This is a genomic window from Petropleomorpha daqingensis (assembly GCF_013408985.1).
Lineage (GTDB): Bacteria > Actinomycetota > Actinomycetes > Mycobacteriales > Geodermatophilaceae > Petropleomorpha > Petropleomorpha daqingensis.
The window spans coordinates 1,073,875-1,087,868 of record NZ_JACBZT010000001.1 but is presented as its reverse complement, the minus strand read 5'-3'; the positions used below and the strand labels follow the sequence as shown (position 1 = coordinate 1,087,868).

General features: G+C 76.0%; 13 protein-coding genes. 11 read left to right on the top strand and 2 right to left on the bottom strand.

Annotated elements, in window-relative coordinates; all coding sequences use genetic code 11:
• Positions 1-11: 11 nt before the first annotated feature.
• From GGQ55_RS27580 to tsaE, 9 genes are all read left to right on the top strand, one after another.
• Complete coding sequence (locus GGQ55_RS27580) at positions 12-401, top strand: holo-ACP synthase (RefSeq protein WP_179715446.1); 390 nt, start codon at positions 12-14, stop codon at positions 399-401.
• Positions 398-1,849 (top strand): NAD(P)H-hydrate dehydratase, encoded by a 1,452-nt coding sequence (locus GGQ55_RS05245; protein ID WP_179715445.1) that lies wholly within the window; start codon positions 398-400, stop codon positions 1,847-1,849. Before GGQ55_RS27580 ends, GGQ55_RS05245 begins: the two co-directional genes overlap by 4 nt.
• A complete protein-coding gene (gene alr, locus GGQ55_RS05240) occupies positions 1,846-2,985 on the top strand; it encodes an alanine racemase (RefSeq protein ID WP_179715444.1) in 1,140 nt (379 codons plus the stop codon). The genes GGQ55_RS05245 and alr overlap by 4 nt, the downstream gene beginning before the upstream one ends.
• Complete coding sequence (locus GGQ55_RS05235) at positions 2,985-4,142, top strand: alpha/beta fold hydrolase (RefSeq protein ID WP_179715443.1); 1,158 nt, start codon at positions 2,985-2,987, stop codon at positions 4,140-4,142. The genes alr and GGQ55_RS05235 overlap by 1 nt, the downstream gene beginning before the upstream one ends.
• 75 nt (positions 4,143-4,217) lie before the next feature.
• Positions 4,218-4,742, top strand: coding sequence for a PadR family transcriptional regulator (locus GGQ55_RS05230; protein ID WP_179715442.1), 525 nt, complete (start codon positions 4,218-4,220; stop codon positions 4,740-4,742).
• Positions 4,739-5,425 carry an ABC transporter ATP-binding protein gene (locus tag GGQ55_RS05225; protein WP_179715441.1) on the top strand — a complete coding sequence of 229 codons (687 nt, stop codon included), beginning with the start codon at positions 4,739-4,741 and terminating at the stop codon, positions 5,423-5,425. The genes GGQ55_RS05230 and GGQ55_RS05225 overlap by 4 nt, the downstream gene beginning before the upstream one ends.
• Positions 5,422-7,647, top strand: coding sequence for an ABC transporter permease (locus tag GGQ55_RS05220; protein ID WP_179715440.1), 2,226 nt, complete (start codon positions 5,422-5,424; stop codon positions 7,645-7,647). The genes GGQ55_RS05225 and GGQ55_RS05220 overlap by 4 nt, the downstream gene beginning before the upstream one ends.
• Positions 7,648-7,664: 17 nt before the next feature.
• Entirely contained in the window at positions 7,665-8,294 is a 630-nt protein-coding gene (locus GGQ55_RS05215) for a uracil-DNA glycosylase (RefSeq protein ID WP_179715439.1), read from the top strand.
• Positions 8,291-8,737 (top strand): tRNA (adenosine(37)-N6)-threonylcarbamoyltransferase complex ATPase subunit type 1 TsaE, encoded by a 447-nt coding sequence (gene tsaE, locus GGQ55_RS05210; RefSeq protein ID WP_179715438.1) that lies wholly within the window; start codon positions 8,291-8,293, stop codon positions 8,735-8,737. Before GGQ55_RS05215 ends, tsaE begins: the two co-directional genes overlap by 4 nt.
• Positions 8,738-8,740: 3 nt before the next feature.
• On the opposite strand, the gene GGQ55_RS05205 is transcribed toward tsaE, so the two are convergent.
• The gene (locus GGQ55_RS05205) at positions 8,741-11,113 is read right to left on the bottom strand and encodes an ABC transporter permease (RefSeq protein ID WP_179715437.1); all 2,373 of its coding nucleotides are present in this window, start codon (positions 11,111-11,113) and stop codon (positions 8,741-8,743) included.
• Positions 11,110-11,808 carry an ABC transporter ATP-binding protein gene (locus GGQ55_RS05200; RefSeq protein ID WP_179715436.1) on the bottom strand — a complete coding sequence of 233 codons (699 nt, stop codon included), beginning with the start codon at positions 11,806-11,808 and terminating at the stop codon, positions 11,110-11,112. Before GGQ55_RS05200 ends, GGQ55_RS05205 begins: the two co-directional genes overlap by 4 nt.
• 203 nt (positions 11,809-12,011) lie before the next feature.
• Here GGQ55_RS05200 and GGQ55_RS26725 point away from each other — a divergent pair, with 203 nt between their 5' ends.
• Complete coding sequence (locus GGQ55_RS26725; RefSeq protein ID WP_218859170.1) at positions 12,012-13,304, top strand: sensor histidine kinase; 1,293 nt, start codon at positions 12,012-12,014, stop codon at positions 13,302-13,304.
• Positions 13,301-13,984 (top strand): response regulator, encoded by a 684-nt coding sequence (locus GGQ55_RS05190; RefSeq protein ID WP_179715434.1) that lies wholly within the window; start codon positions 13,301-13,303, stop codon positions 13,982-13,984. The genes GGQ55_RS26725 and GGQ55_RS05190 overlap by 4 nt, the downstream gene beginning before the upstream one ends.
• The last annotated feature ends 10 nt before the right edge of the window (positions 13,985-13,994 follow it).

Here is a 13,994-nt window from a genome sequence, read left to right as displayed (position 1 = left end):
AGGATGAGGCCGTGATCATCGGGGTGGGCATCGACGTCGTGCCCGTGCAGCGCTTCGCGGACTCATTGATCCGCACGCCCGGACTGCGGGACCGGCTGTTCACGGACGCCGAGCAGCACACCCCGTCCGGGTCGCTGCGCACGGGGGAGTCCCTCGCGGCCCGGTTCGCGGCCAAGGAGGCGGTCGCCAAGGCGCTCGGTGCGCCCGGTGACCTGCACTGGCACGACGCCGAGGTGATGGTCGGCGAGCACGGCCGCCCGCACCTGGAGGTCCGCGGCACGGTCGCCGGCCGGGCCGCGCAGCTCGGCGTCACCTCCTGGTTCCTCTCGATGAGCCACGACGGCGGCATCGCCTCCGCGGTGGTCGTCGCCGAGGGACTGGCGCACGGGTCCGACGAGTGATCGGCCTGCACACGGTCGCGGAGGTCCGCGCCGCCGAGGAGCCGCTGCTCGCCGCCACCCCCGAGGGGACGCTCATGCATCGGGCGGCCACCGGTCTGGCGACCGTCTGCCTGAGGCTGCTCGACCGCTCCTACGGCGTGCGGGTCACCGCGCTCGTCGGCGCCGGCAACAACGGCGGCGACGCGCTGTTCGCCGGCGCCGCGCTGGCCGCCCGGGGCGCCCGGGTCACCGCCGTCCTCCTGTCGCCGGACAAGGCGCACCCGGCCGGGCTGGCCGCGCTCCGGCGGGCCGGGGGCCGCGTGACCACGGACGGCGACTCCCTCGACCGGGCCGACCTGGTGCTCGACGGCATCGTGGGCATCGGCGGGTCCGGCGGCCTGCGCCCGGCCGCCGCTGCGCTGGTCCAGCGGGCCGCGAGCGGTCCGGGGCTGATGATCGCCGTCGACCTCCCCAGCGGCGTCGACGCCGACACGGGCGTCGTCGAGGGGAACGCCTTCCCCGCGCAGCACACCGTCACCTTCGGGGCGGTCAAGCCGGGTCTCGTCGTCGGCGCCGGGCGCGGCTGCGCCGGCACGGTGCACCTCGTCGACATCGGCCTCGACCTGCCACGTGCGTCGGTGCACCAGCTCACCGACGCCGACGTCGCCGCACGGCTGCGCCCGCCGTCGTCGGACGACGACAAGTACTCCCAGGGCGTGATCGGGATCGTCGCCGGCTCGGCCACCTACCCCGGCGCCGGCGTGCTGTGCACCGGCGCCGCCCTGCGCACCCGGCCGGGCCTGGTCCGCTACGCCGGGACGGCGGCCGACGGGGTCCGCGCCGCGTGGCCCGAAGCGATCGTGACCGAAGGCCGCCCCTCCGACGCCGGCCGGGTGCAGGCGTGGGTGGCCGGCCCCGGCATGGGCACCGACGACGACGCCCGCAGCGTGCTCTCCGAGGTGCTCGCCACCGACCTGCCGGTGCTGGTGGACGCCGACGGCCTGACGATGGCCGCGGAGCAGCCGGACCTGATCCGGCGGCGCAGTGCGCCGACCGTGCTCACCCCGCACGACCGGGAGTTCGCCAGGTTCGGGTCCGACGTCGGCGAGGACCGGATCGGCGCGGCCCGGCGGCTCGCGGCAGACCTCGGCGCCGTCGTCCTGCTCAAGGGGGACGCGACCGTCGTCGCCGACCCGGACGGCGCCGCGTTCGTCAACGCGACCGGCACCCCCTGGCTGGCCACCGCGGGCACCGGAGACGTCCTGTCGGGGATCATCGGCGCGCTGCTGGCCACCGACCTGCCCGCCGCGGAGGCGGCCGCCGCCGGCGCCCACCTGCACGGCCGGACCGGCCAGCTCGCCGCCGAGCGGGGACCGCTGATCTCCGGCGACCTCGTCCGCCGCCTGCCCGACGCGATCTCCCGGGTGCGCGGGGTTCCGGCGCGCGGGCTGGGAGACTCTGTCGTGTGAACGAAGGACGCAGCCGCGCCGAGGTGGTCGTCGATCTCGACGCCATCGCGGCCAACACCGCGGTGCTGCGGGAGAAGGTCGGCCGTCCGCTGATGGCGGTGGTCAAGGCCGACGGCTACGGCCACGGCCTGCTCCCCGCCGCCCGCGCCGCACTCGCCGGCGGAGCCGACATGCTCGGCGTCGCGGTGATCGAGGAGGCCCTCGCGCTGCGCGCCGGCGGGGTCGGCGCGCCCCTGCTGGCCTGGATCAGCGGGCCGGGGGAGGACTTCGCCGGGGCGCTGTCCGCCGACGTCGAGGTGTCGGTCAACGCCGAGTGGAGCCTCGACGAGCTGCTCGCCGCCGTCCGCTCGACCGGCCGGACCGCCCGCCTGCACCTGTTCGTCGACACCGGCCTGTCCCGCGAGGGCGCCACCATGGCCGAGTGGCCGGGCCTGGTCGCCGCGGCGGCCCGCGCGCAGGCCGACGGCGAGGTCGAGGTGGTCGGCCTGTGGAGCCACATGGCCTACGCCGACGCGCCGCTGCACCCGACCATCGGCCGGCAGGTCGCCGTCTTCGAGGAGGCCGTCGGCATCGCCCGAGCGGCCGGCCTGACCGACGCCCGGCGGCACCTGGCCAACTCCGCCGCCACCGTCGCGCTGCCCGAGACCTGGTACGACATGGTCCGGCCCGGCGTCGCGATCTACGGGCTCGACCCGCTCGGCGGCAACGCCGCCGACCACGGGCTCACGCCGGCGATGACCGTGGAGGCGCGGGTCGCGCTGACCAAGCGCGTCCCGCCCGGCGTCGGCGTCTCCTACGGCCACACCTACTCGCCGACCACCGAGACGACGCTCGCGCTGGTGCCGGTCGGTTACGCCGACGGGGTGCCGCGTGCCGCGGGCAACCGCGCGCCGGTGCTCGCGGCCGGGGCGCACCGGCGGATCGCCGGCCGCGTGTGCATGGACCAGTTCGTGCTGGACGTCGGCGACGACCCGATCCGCCCCGGCGACCGCGTCGTCCTGTGGGGGACCGGCCGCGACGGCGAGCCGACCGCGCAGGACTGGGCCGACGCCGTCGACACCATCCACTACGAGCTGGTCACCCGGATCGGCGGCCGGTTCACCCGGCGCTACGTCGGCTCGGCCGGGGCGCTCTGATGGCGCAGAACGCGAAGAAGCACCACGTCTCCAAGGGGCAGGCCGCCGGCATCGCCGGTGCCGTCGTCGGCCTGGCCGCCGCCGGCACCGCGGTCGGCGTCGCGGTCAGCCGGGTTGCCGCCCGCCGGCGGCTGGGCCCCCCTCCACCGGACGTCGACGAGAGCCGCGCGGAGCTCCGCGAGGACGACCCGCTCGGCCAGGCCGCGCGCCGCGCCGACCGCACGGCGCTGGTCGTGGCCGACGACGGCGTGCTGCTCTCGGTGGAGGAGGTCGGCCCGACCGACGCGCCGCTGACCGTCGTCTTCGTGCACGGCTACACGCTGTCGATGGCCTCGTGGACGTTCCAGCGGCAGGCGCTCGGGGCCGAACTGGCCACCGCCAACGGCTCCCGGCCGACCGCCCGGCTGGTCTTCTACGACCAGCGCGGCCACGGCTCCTCGGCCCGCGGCCCGGCCGAGCACGCCACCATCGAGCAGCTGGCCGAGGACCTCGCGACCGTGATCGCGCACCGCGCCCCGCGCGGGCCGGTCGTGCTCGTCGGCCACTCGATGGGCGGCATGACGGTCATGGGCCTGGCCGCGCTGCACCCGGAGCTGTTCGGAGACCGCGTGGTGGCGGCCGCGCTGCTGTCGACCTCCAGCGGCAACCTCGCCGACCTGAACTTCGGCCTGCCCGAGCTGCTCACCCGCGTGCGGGCGGCGGTGTTCCCGGTGGCCGCGTGGACCATGCGCCGTCGTCCGGCCCTCGCCGAGAACACCCGGCGGTGGGCCGCCGACCTGGTCTCGATGGTGACCTGGCGGCTGTCGTTCGCCTCGACCGACGTCGACCCGCGGCTGGGCCGCTACGTCGACTCGATGATCGCGGGCACCCCGGTCGACGTGATCGCCGAGTTCTACCCAGCGCTGGCCGGCCTCGACGAGACCGGGTCGCTGGAGCCCCTTCGCCGCATCCCCGTGCTGGTGCTCACCGGCGAGGAGGACCGGATGATCCCCAAGGAGCACAGCGAGCTCATCGTGGAGCGGCTGGCGGCCGCGGAGTTCGTCGTCGTCCCAGACGCCGGGCACATGGTGCTGCTGGAGAAGCACGACGAGGTCACCGCGGCGCTGAGCCGCCTGCTGCGCAAGGCCGCCGCCGAGGCCGGCGTCCCCGTCCACTGATCGTGCCCTCGACGCCGACTGCGCCCTTCCGGCGAGGTATGTACGCGAGGTATACACCGAGGGTATAGTGCCGCCATGAGCGTACCCCTCACCCTGCTCGGGCTGCTGGAGCGCGAACCGCGGCACGGCTACGACCTCAAGCGCGACTACGACGCCTTCTTCGGCCGGGGCAGGCCCTTGCCGTTCGGTCAGCTCTACTCGACCCTCGGCCGGCTGGCCCGTGACGGCAAGGTCGTCGTCGGCGAGACCGAGCAGGGCGCGGGGCCGGACCGGAAGCGCTACGTCATCACCGAGGACGGCGCCACCGAGTTCGAGGCGTGGCTGCGCGAGCCGGTCGAGGCCGAGCCGCACCTGCAGACGGTGCTGTTCGCCAAGGTCGTCCTCGCGCTGATGCTGGAGCGGGACGCGCAGGCCTACCTCGACGCGCAGCGGGGGGCGCACCTGCAGCGGATGCGCGAGCTCACCGAGGTCAAGCGCAGCGGCGGCATGGTCGACGCGCTGCTCGCCGACCACGGCCTGTTCCACCTCGAGGCCGACCTGCGCTGGATCGACCTGACCGCCGCCCGCCTCGACGCCCTCCGCACGGAGGTCCGGTCGTGACCGCCGCGGTCGAGGCCCGCGACGTCCGGTTCTCCTTCGGCAGCACCCCGGCGCTGCGCGGCGCGACGGTGACCGTCGCGCCCGGGGAGATCCTCGCCGTGATGGGGCCGAGCGGTTCCGGCAAGTCCACGCTGCTGCACTGCCTGGCCGGGATCCTCGTGCCGGACGGCGGGGAGGTCCTCGTCGGCGGACGGCGGATCGACGACCTGCCCGAGGCCGAGCGCAGCGCGCTGCGCCGCGACCGGTTCGGCTTCGTCTTCCAGTTCGGGCAGCTGGTGCCCGAGCTGACCGCCGAGGAGAACGTCGCGCTCCCGCTGCTGCTCGGCGGCGTGCGCCGCCGGGAGGCGCTGACCCGCGCCCGCGGCTGGTTCGACCGGCTCGACCTCGCCGGCCTCGAGCAGCGCCGTTCCGGCGAGCTCTCCGGCGGGCAGGCGCAGCGCGTGGCCCTGGCCCGGGGCCTGGTCGCCGAGCCCGAGGTGCTCTTCGCCGACGAGCCGACCGGGGCGCTGGACTCGCTGACCGGCGAGCAGGTCATGGACCTGCTGGTCGGCTCGGCCCGCGAGCGCGGCACGACCGTCGTCCTGGTCACCCACGAGGCACGGGTCGCCGCGTACGCCGACCGCGAGGTCATCGTCCGCGACGGTCTGGTCACCTCGCTGACACCCGCGGCCGGCCGGCCGTGATCCGCTTCGGGCTGCGGCTGACCCTCGCCGGCGGCCGCGAGGCCGCGACCCGGCTGGTGATGGTCGCGGTCGCCGTCACCCTCGGCGTCGCCCTCCTGCTGACCACGCTGGCCGGCATCCACGCGGTCAACGCGCAGAACGACCGCTTCGGCTGGCTGGAGACCGGCGCGGCGGGCGCGACGCCCTCGACCGGCGGCGACCCGCTGTGGTGGCGGCTGACCGCCGACTCGTTCCACGGCGAGCAGATCGGGCGGGTCGACGTCGCGGCCACCGGGCCGCGCTCCGACGTCCCGCCCGGCCTGTCACGGCTGCCCGCACCGGGCGAGTACTACGCCTCCCCGGCGATGGCCGACCTGCTGCGCGCGACCGCTGCCGACCAGCTCGGCGACCGCTATCCCGGCCGGCCGGCCGGCACGATCGGCCCGGCCGGGTTGCCGGCGCCCGACACGCTGCTGGTCGTGATCGGGCACTCGGCCGCGGAGCTGTCGCAGGAGCCCGGCGTCACGAAGGTGCCGGGCATCAGCACCACGACGCCGGACGAGTGCAACGGCCCCTGCTTCGCCATCGGCATCGACGCCAACGGCATCGCGCTGGTGCTCTCGGTGGTGGCCGCCGCCCTGCTGTTCCCGGTGCTGATCTTCATCGGGACGGCGACCCGCCTGTCGGCCGCCCGCCGCGAGCAGCGGTTCGCCGCGCTGCGCCTGGTCGGAGCCACTCCACGGCAGGTGGCGGCGATCGCCACGGTCGAGTCGACGGTCGCCGCGGTGCTCGGCGTGGCCGCCGGCTTCGGGCTGTTCGTCGCGCTGCGGCCGGTGATCGCGCCGATCCCGTTCACCGGCGCCCCGTTCTTCGTGAGCGACCTGGCCCTGGACGCGACCGACGTGCTGCTCGTCGCGCTGGGGGTCCCGGTGGCCGCGGCGGTGGTCGCCCGGCTCGCGCTGCGCCGCGTCACCGTCTCCCCGCTCGGGGTCTCCCGCCGGGTCACCCCGCCGCCGCCGCGCGCCTGGCGCCTGCTGCCGCTGCTGGCCGCCCTCGCCGAGCTGACCTGGTTCGTGGTCGTCGGCCGCCCGGCGACCACGCAGGGCCAGATCTACGCCTTCACCGCGGGCATCCTGATCGTGATGGCCGGGCTGGTCGTCGCCGGTCCGTGGCTGACGCTTCTCGGCTCCCGGGTGATGGCCCGCCGGGCCGACCGGCCGGCCGCCCTGCTGGCCGGGCGCCGCCTCGGCGACGACCCGCGGGCCGGGTTCCGGGCGATCAGCGGGCTGGTCCTCGCGCTGTTCGTCGGCAGCGTCTCGGTCGGCATCATCACCACGATCAACGCCTACGAGGCCGCGCCGAGCGAGACCGCGGCGGGCCGGGCGACCCTGCTCGACGACCTCGTCGACTTCTCCGGCCGCGTGCCGTCCGCTCCCGTCGCCGACGTGCCGGACCAGGTCCTCGCCGACCTGCAGGCGATCCCGGGAGTGCGCGCCGTGGTGCCGATCCGCGCCGTGTCGTTCACCGAGCAGCTGCCCTCGGGCGGCGTCACGTGCGCCGACCTCGCCGGGGTCCCAGCCCTCGGCAACTGCCCGGCCGGCGCCACCGCGGTGCGGATCGAACCCGGCGTCGCCGGCTCCCGCTTCGCGCCGAACGCCTGGCCGGAGACCGATCTCGACGCCGCCGAGCTGGCTGCGTTGCCCGTGCTGTCCGTCGCCGTGGTCACCGACGGTTCGGCCGCGGCGATCGAGCGGGCCCGCACCGTGCTCGAGACCGGGCTGCCGGACCCCCGACCGGGCTTCGCGCCCGAGACGGTCGCCGAGTCGAACGCGGGCCGCGCCCGGCAGAACGAGCAGTTCCGGCAGCTGGCCGAGGTCGTCGTCCTGGCCAGCCTGCCGATCGCCGGCTGCACCCTCGCGGTGAGCGTCGTCGCCGGGCTCAACGACCGGCGGCGGCCGTTCGCGCTGCTCCGGCTGACCGGTGCGCGGCTGCGCACCCTGCGGCGCGTGGTCGTCCTGGAGAGCGCCGTCCCGCTGCTGGTCGGTGCGGCGACGGCCACCGGGATCGGGTTCCTCGCCGCCGGGCTGTTCCTGCGCTCCCAGCTGGGCTACACGCTGCACCCGCCGGACGCCGTCTACTACGTGGTGGTCGCGGCGGGGCTGCTGATCGCGCTGGCGGTGCTGGCCTCGACGCTGCCCGTGCTGCGGCGGATCACCGATCCGGAGACCGCCCGCTTCGAGTGAGCACCTAGGGTGCTGGCGTGGCCGCACCCCGTCCGCCGCGCCTCGACGCGGCCGCCGAGGAGGTCGCGCGCACCGCCGCGTCGGCGTCCGACTGGGAGACGCTGGCCGCCGCGGCACGACCCTGCCGCGCCTGCCCGGAGCTGGCCGCCGCCCGGCGGCACGTCGTCGTCGGTGACGTCCCGGCGACCGGGCGGCCGCGGTTCGTGCTGGTGGGGGAGGCGCCCGGAGCGCAGGAGGACGCGACCGGCCGCCCGTTCGTCGGGAAGTCCGGGGAGCTGCTGAACCTGCTGCTGGCGGAGGTCGGCCTGGACCGGGCCCAGGGAGCCGTGCTCAACGTGGTGAAGTGCCGGCCGCCGGGCAACCGGACGCCGAAGTCCTCCGAGGTCGCGCGGTGCAGCGGCTGGCTGCGACGGCAGCTGGACCTGCTCGACCCGCCGGTCGTCGTGGCCCTGGGGCTCTCGGCCGCCAAGTGGTTCCTCGGGCCGCGCACCGTGCTGTCGGCCGTCCGCGGGGCGCCGCACGAGGTGGACGGCCGTCCGGTGTGGGCCACCTACCACCCGTCCGCCGCGATCCGGTTCGGCCCCAACGGCGCCCCCCGTGCCGGCCTGCTGGAAGACCTCACCGCCGTCGCCCGGAGCCTGCCGTGAAGCTCGAGCACACCCTGCCCACCCCCGAGGACACCCGCGCCCTGGGCGTGGAGCTCGCCGAGCTGCTGCAGGCCGGCGACCTCGTGGTCCTCGTCGGCCCGCTCGGCGCCGGCAAGACCGCGCTCACCCAGGGCATCGGGCTGGGGCTCGGCGTCCGTGAGCCGGTGACCTCCCCGACCTTCGTCATCGCCCGCGTGCACACCGGCGGCCGGCTGCCGCTGGTGCACGTCGACGCCTACCGGCTGGGCAGCGTCGCCGACGTCGATGACCTCGACCTCGACGCCTCGACCGACGAGTCGGTGACCGTGGTGGAGTGGGGCCAGGGGCTGGTCGAGCAGCTCGCCGAGGAGCACCTGGAGGTGCGGCTGGAGCGCGAGGACGACGACGTGCGGACCGCCGTCCTCGTGCCCCACGGGCGCGACTGGGAGCGCCGCCTCGGCTGAGCGTCACTCCGTGCGCAGGGCGACCTGCGCCCGGTTCCCGGCCGCCCAGCTCGCCGGCGCCAGCGCACCGGCCACCGCGAGGACCAGCCCGCCCAGGACCAGCAGGGCCAGGAGCGGCGCGGTGTAGACCGCGATGTCCTCGGTGGGCAGGCTCGTGTCGGCGACGGCGCCCATGCGCGGGACCACCCAGTGGTGCAGCGCCAGCCCGGCCGGGACGCCGACGACGCCGGCCAGCAGCCCGATCGCGGTCACCGTGGTGAGCACCATCCCGACGGTCTGCCGGGGCGTCATGCCCAGCGCCTTGAGCACGCCGAGGTCGTGGGCCCGTTCGCGGGTGTCGAGCAGGACGACGTTGAACACCCCCAGCGCGGCCACCACGACCAGCAGCACGGTGAACGTCGCGACCAGGGTGGTCATCGCGGCCAGGACGTCCGATCCGCCGGCCGGGTTGCTCATGGCCCCGGCGCCGAGCGGGTCCACGACGTCCTGCAGCGAGTTCACGTACGTCTCGACGTCGGTGCCCGGGTCGAGGTCGACGGTGAACCGGCCGGGTGAACCGTCCAGGCCCAGGGCGGTGAACGTGGACGCCTCGGTGAACAGGTCCATGCCGTCGTGGCTGAGCTCGAAGACCTCGCCCACGATGCGCACCGTGGTGCTGCGGCCCTGCTCGTCGGTGAGCGTGAGGGTGTCCCCGACGTCGGCCCCCGCCGCGGTGAGCAGCCGGGTGGGGACGACGGCCTCCCCGGGCCCGTCGAGCCAGCGGCCGGCGATCATCTGGTGCGTCGCCCAGGACGAGTCGCCGGAGTAGGCGAGCACGGTCGTCGTCCCCGCGATGCCGGAGACCTGCAGGCGCTGCTCCGCGGTCCCGTAGGAGCGGCGGGTGCCGGGGTGCGCCGCGATCGCCTTCTCCACGGCAGCCGCGTCGAACGCGACGGGGGTGCCCTGGCCGGGGGCGGGCACGGCGATCGATCCCGCCGGTCCGCCGGCGCCGGTCACCACGACCGCCCCGGAGGAGTCGGGATCGCGACCTGCCTGGACGGCGTCCAGGCTGCGGGTCAGCCCGACGGCGAAGGTGACGGCCGCGGCGCCCAGGACGACGGCCAGGGCGGTCGCCACGGCACGACCCGGCCGGGCGATCGGGACGGCGAGGCCCAGGGTGATCATGCGGGGGAGCGGCCACCGGGCGGTGAACCCGCCGCGCACGTGCCCGCCACCCGTGGTGCGGCCGGCGGCGATCGCCTCGACGGTGCGCAGCCGGCCGGCCCGCAGCGCGGGCACGAGCGCCACGCCGGCCACGGCCACGAGGGCACCGGCCGCGACGGCCACGTCGATCCAGGCCGGGATGGCGACCACCGGAGCGCCGGCGATCGTGTCGGCGCCGTGCAGCACCGGGACCGCGAGCAGGTTGCCCAGGACGACGCCGAGGACGATGCCGACGGCTGCGGGCACCAGGGCCTGGGCGGTGTAGGCGCGGGCCACCTGCGCGGGGGTGAAACCGAGGGACTTGAGGACGCCGATCCGCCGGGTGGCCGCGCCGACCGATCCGCCGACCACGACGCCCACGATGAGGACCGACAGGAGCAGTCCCAGGATCCCGAAGGCGACGAGGAACGGCACGAACGCCGCGGTGTTCGCCACGGCGAGCTGCCGGACGGCGAGGTAGGACCGCGACCCGGTCAGCGCCCCGGTTGGCACGGCCGCGGCGATCCGGCTCCGGTCCGCGTCGAGCTGGGCGGCGGTCGCGGCGCGGGCGAAGCGGTACAGCACCTGGTAGCCGGACCGGGCGCCGGACAGCGCGGCGACCTGCTCCGGTGTGGCCCACGCGTCGGCGGTCCCCGTCACCGACCGGGCGACCCCGACCACCTCCAGGGTCGGGCTCCCCGGCAGGTCGGGCAGCACGACGGTGTCGCCCACGTCGGCCGGGAACGGGGCCTCCGCGCTGATGACCACCTGACCGGCCTCGGTGGGCCACGCCCCCGCCACGAGCGTGAGCTCGTCGACCGCCCCGTCGGGGTCGGCGCGCCCGACCAGCGTCATCGGTCCCAGGTCCAGGCCGGCCGGCACGTGGGCCGAGCCCTCGCCGGCGCGGGCGTCCACCGTCGCGGTGGGGAAGGGGCCGGCCACCGCGGTCACGCCGGCCACCTGGTCCGTGGCCCGCAGCTGCTCCGCGGACACCGCCGTCGCGTCGAACTGCGCGGCCAGGTGCGCCCCGTGCCGGCGGGCGAAGGCGGAGTCGAACGGCGAGGAGGAGGCGACCAGCAACCCGGCGGCCAGGATCGCGGCGGTCACCGAGATCAGCGTCGTCACGACCGTGACCAGGGTCTGCACGCGCCGCCGGCCGACGCCGGCGCGGACGACCCGCCCCAGCGCGCTCATCGCGTCGCCGCCAGGCCGCGCAGGACGTCGCGGGTGACCCGGCCGTCGAGCAGCTCGACGGTGCGGGTCGCGCAGGCCTCGGCGAGCGCGACGTCGTGGGTGACCAGCACGATCGTCTGACCCTCCCGGTTGAGGTCGGTCAGCAGGGCCTGCACGTCACGCCCCGACGCCGTGTCCAGGGCGCCGGTCGGTTCGTCGGCCAGCAGCAGCGCCGGTCGGTTCACCAGCGCGCGGGCGATCGCGACGCGCTGGCGCTCGCCGCCCGAGAGCCGTCCGGGGTGGGCGCGGGCGTGCCGCTCGATGCCGAGGGCGGTCAGCAGCTCGGCCGCCCGGGCGGCGGCCTGCCTCCGCGGCACCCCGGCCAGCTGTGCCGGGAGCAGCACGTTGTCGGTGACGGTGAGGTCCTCCAGCAGGTTGAAGAACTGGAAGACCATGCCGACGCGGGCCCGGCGGAACCGCGCCGAGGCCGCCTCGCCGAGGCGGTCCACCCGCTCGCCGTCGACGGTGACCGTGCCCGTGGTGGGCCGGTCCAGCCCGGCGATCAGGTTCAGCAGGGTCGACTTCCCGCTGCCCGAGGGCCCGAGGACGGCGACCGCCTCCCCGGGCTCGATGCTCAGCGAGAGCGCGTCGAGCGACGGCCGGGCGCCGTCGTAGGTCTTGCTCACCTCGCGGAGGTCGATGATCGGTGCGCTCACGGCTGCTCCTCGGGTCGGCTCGGTCGAGTGCGCGCCGACGCTAGGAGCGGGCCGCCGCGGAGCGCGTCGGCCGCGAGAGCGGGATCGGCTACCGCGACGGGCGGACCGACCAGCCCGTCATCCCTGGGATGTAGGCCGACGGTGCAGGCGGGTGGGTCGCGCGGGTGATGTCCGGGACGACGACTGCTTGCCACACTGACCCGGTGACGGGAGCGGTGATCGCGGACCGGGTGCACGCCGCCCGGGCGGCACTGCTGCGCGGCACGGGTCCGGTCCCGCTGTCCCGGTGGGCCTGGACCGCCGACGTGTTCCTCGGCGCCTTCTTCGCGGCCGCGCTCCTCGTGCGCTGCCTGGTCCGGGTCCGCGGTCCCCAGCTGATCGACCCGATGGCGCCGCTACCGCCCGAGGGCGATCTCCTCGTGCCCGGGCCTGGCGGCGATCCGTTCGTCCTGCCGCCCATCGTCGTCCACCCCTGGGAGCTGGTGCTCGCGGTGCTCTGCGGGCTGCCCCTGGCGGTGCGCCGGCGCTACCCGCTCGCCGCGTTCTGGCTGGTCCTCTCCGCGTCGCTGCTGTTCCACGTCCGGGTGGTCGACGACGACACGAAGCTGTTCACCTTCGCCGCCTGCCTGGTCGCCGCGTACAGCGCCGCGATGTACAGCCCCTACCGGCTGCTGGCGGTGGGGAGCGTGGCGATCGGGGCCGCGCTGATCGCGGTGCTGCACGACGACAACGTCCCGGACGTCACGGCCGGGTACGTCCCGTTCCTGCTGATCCTCGCGATCGGCCTCGGGGCCAACTCCATCCACACGTGGAAGCAGCGGGTCGGCCGGCTCGAGGCGCAGCAGCAGACGGCGACCCGGATCGCCGTCGAGGACGAACGGGCCCGGATCGCCCGGGAACTGCACGACGTGGTCACCCACAACGTCAGCGTGATGGTGATCCAGGCCGGCGCCGCCCGGAAGGTGATGGACGCGGAGCCGGGTCAGGCCCGCGAGGCGCTGCTGGCCGTGGAGGCCGGCGGTCGCGCGGCCCTGGCGGAGCTCCGGCACGTCATGGACCTGCTGACCACGGCCGGTGACGAGCCGGACGACGACCGGCTCGCCCCGCAACCGGGCCTCGGGCAGCTGCCGGCGCTGGTCAGCCGCGTCCGCGGCACCGGGGTGCCGGTCGAGCTGACCGTCACCGGCACGCCGGCCCCGATCCCGGCGGGCGTCGACCTGGCCGCGTACCGGGTGGTCCAGGAGGGGCTGACCAACGCCGTGCGGCACGCCGCGGGAGCGCGCGTGCGGATCACCGTCGAGCACGCGCCCGACGCCGTCCTGGTCGAGGTCGCCGACACCGGCGGGGCGCCCGCCCTCGGGGTCGGTCCCGGGAACGGCCGCGGGCTGATCGGCCTGCGGGAGCGACTCGCGGTGCTCGGGGGAACGCTCGAGGCAGGGCCTCGGCTCACCGGCGGCTACCGCGTCCGCGCCGTCCTGCCGGTGGCCGGGTCGTGACCGAGCCCCTGCGGGTGGTCGTCGCCGACGACCAGGCGCTGGTGCGCAGCGGGTTCGGGATGATCCTGGCCGCCGACGGGATCGAGGTCGTGGCCTCCGTGGCCGACGGCGCCGCGGCCGTCGACGCGGTCCGCCGGACCCGGCCCGACGTCGTCCTCATGGACATCCGGATGCCCGAGGTCGACGGACTGGAGGCGACCCGGCGGATCCTGGCCGACCCCGGCGACCCGGGCGCGCCCAAGGTGCTCATCCTGACGACGTTCGACCTCGACCGGTACGTGTACGCGGCGCTCCGCGCCGGGGCGAGCGGCTTCCTGCTCAAGGACGTCACGCCGGAGCAGCTGGTCGCCGCGGTCCGCCTGGTGCGCTCCGGCGACGCGCTGCTCGCGCCGGCGATCACCCGGCGGCTCGTCGAGCGTTTTGCCGCGCGCGACGAGCGGGTCGCGACGCTGCACCGCGACCTGTCCTCGCTCACGCCGCGCGAGCTGGAGGTCCTCGAGCTCCTGGCCGGGGGGCTCAGCAACGCCGAGCTCGCCGCGCGGCTGCAGCTCAGCGAGGCGACCGTGAAGACCCACGTCGCCCGGATCCTGGCCAAGCTGCGGCTGCGCGACCGGGCCCAGGCCGTTGTGATCGCCTACGAGACCGGCCTGATCACGCCCGGCGGCAACGGTTCCGCGTAGGGGGCCGGCG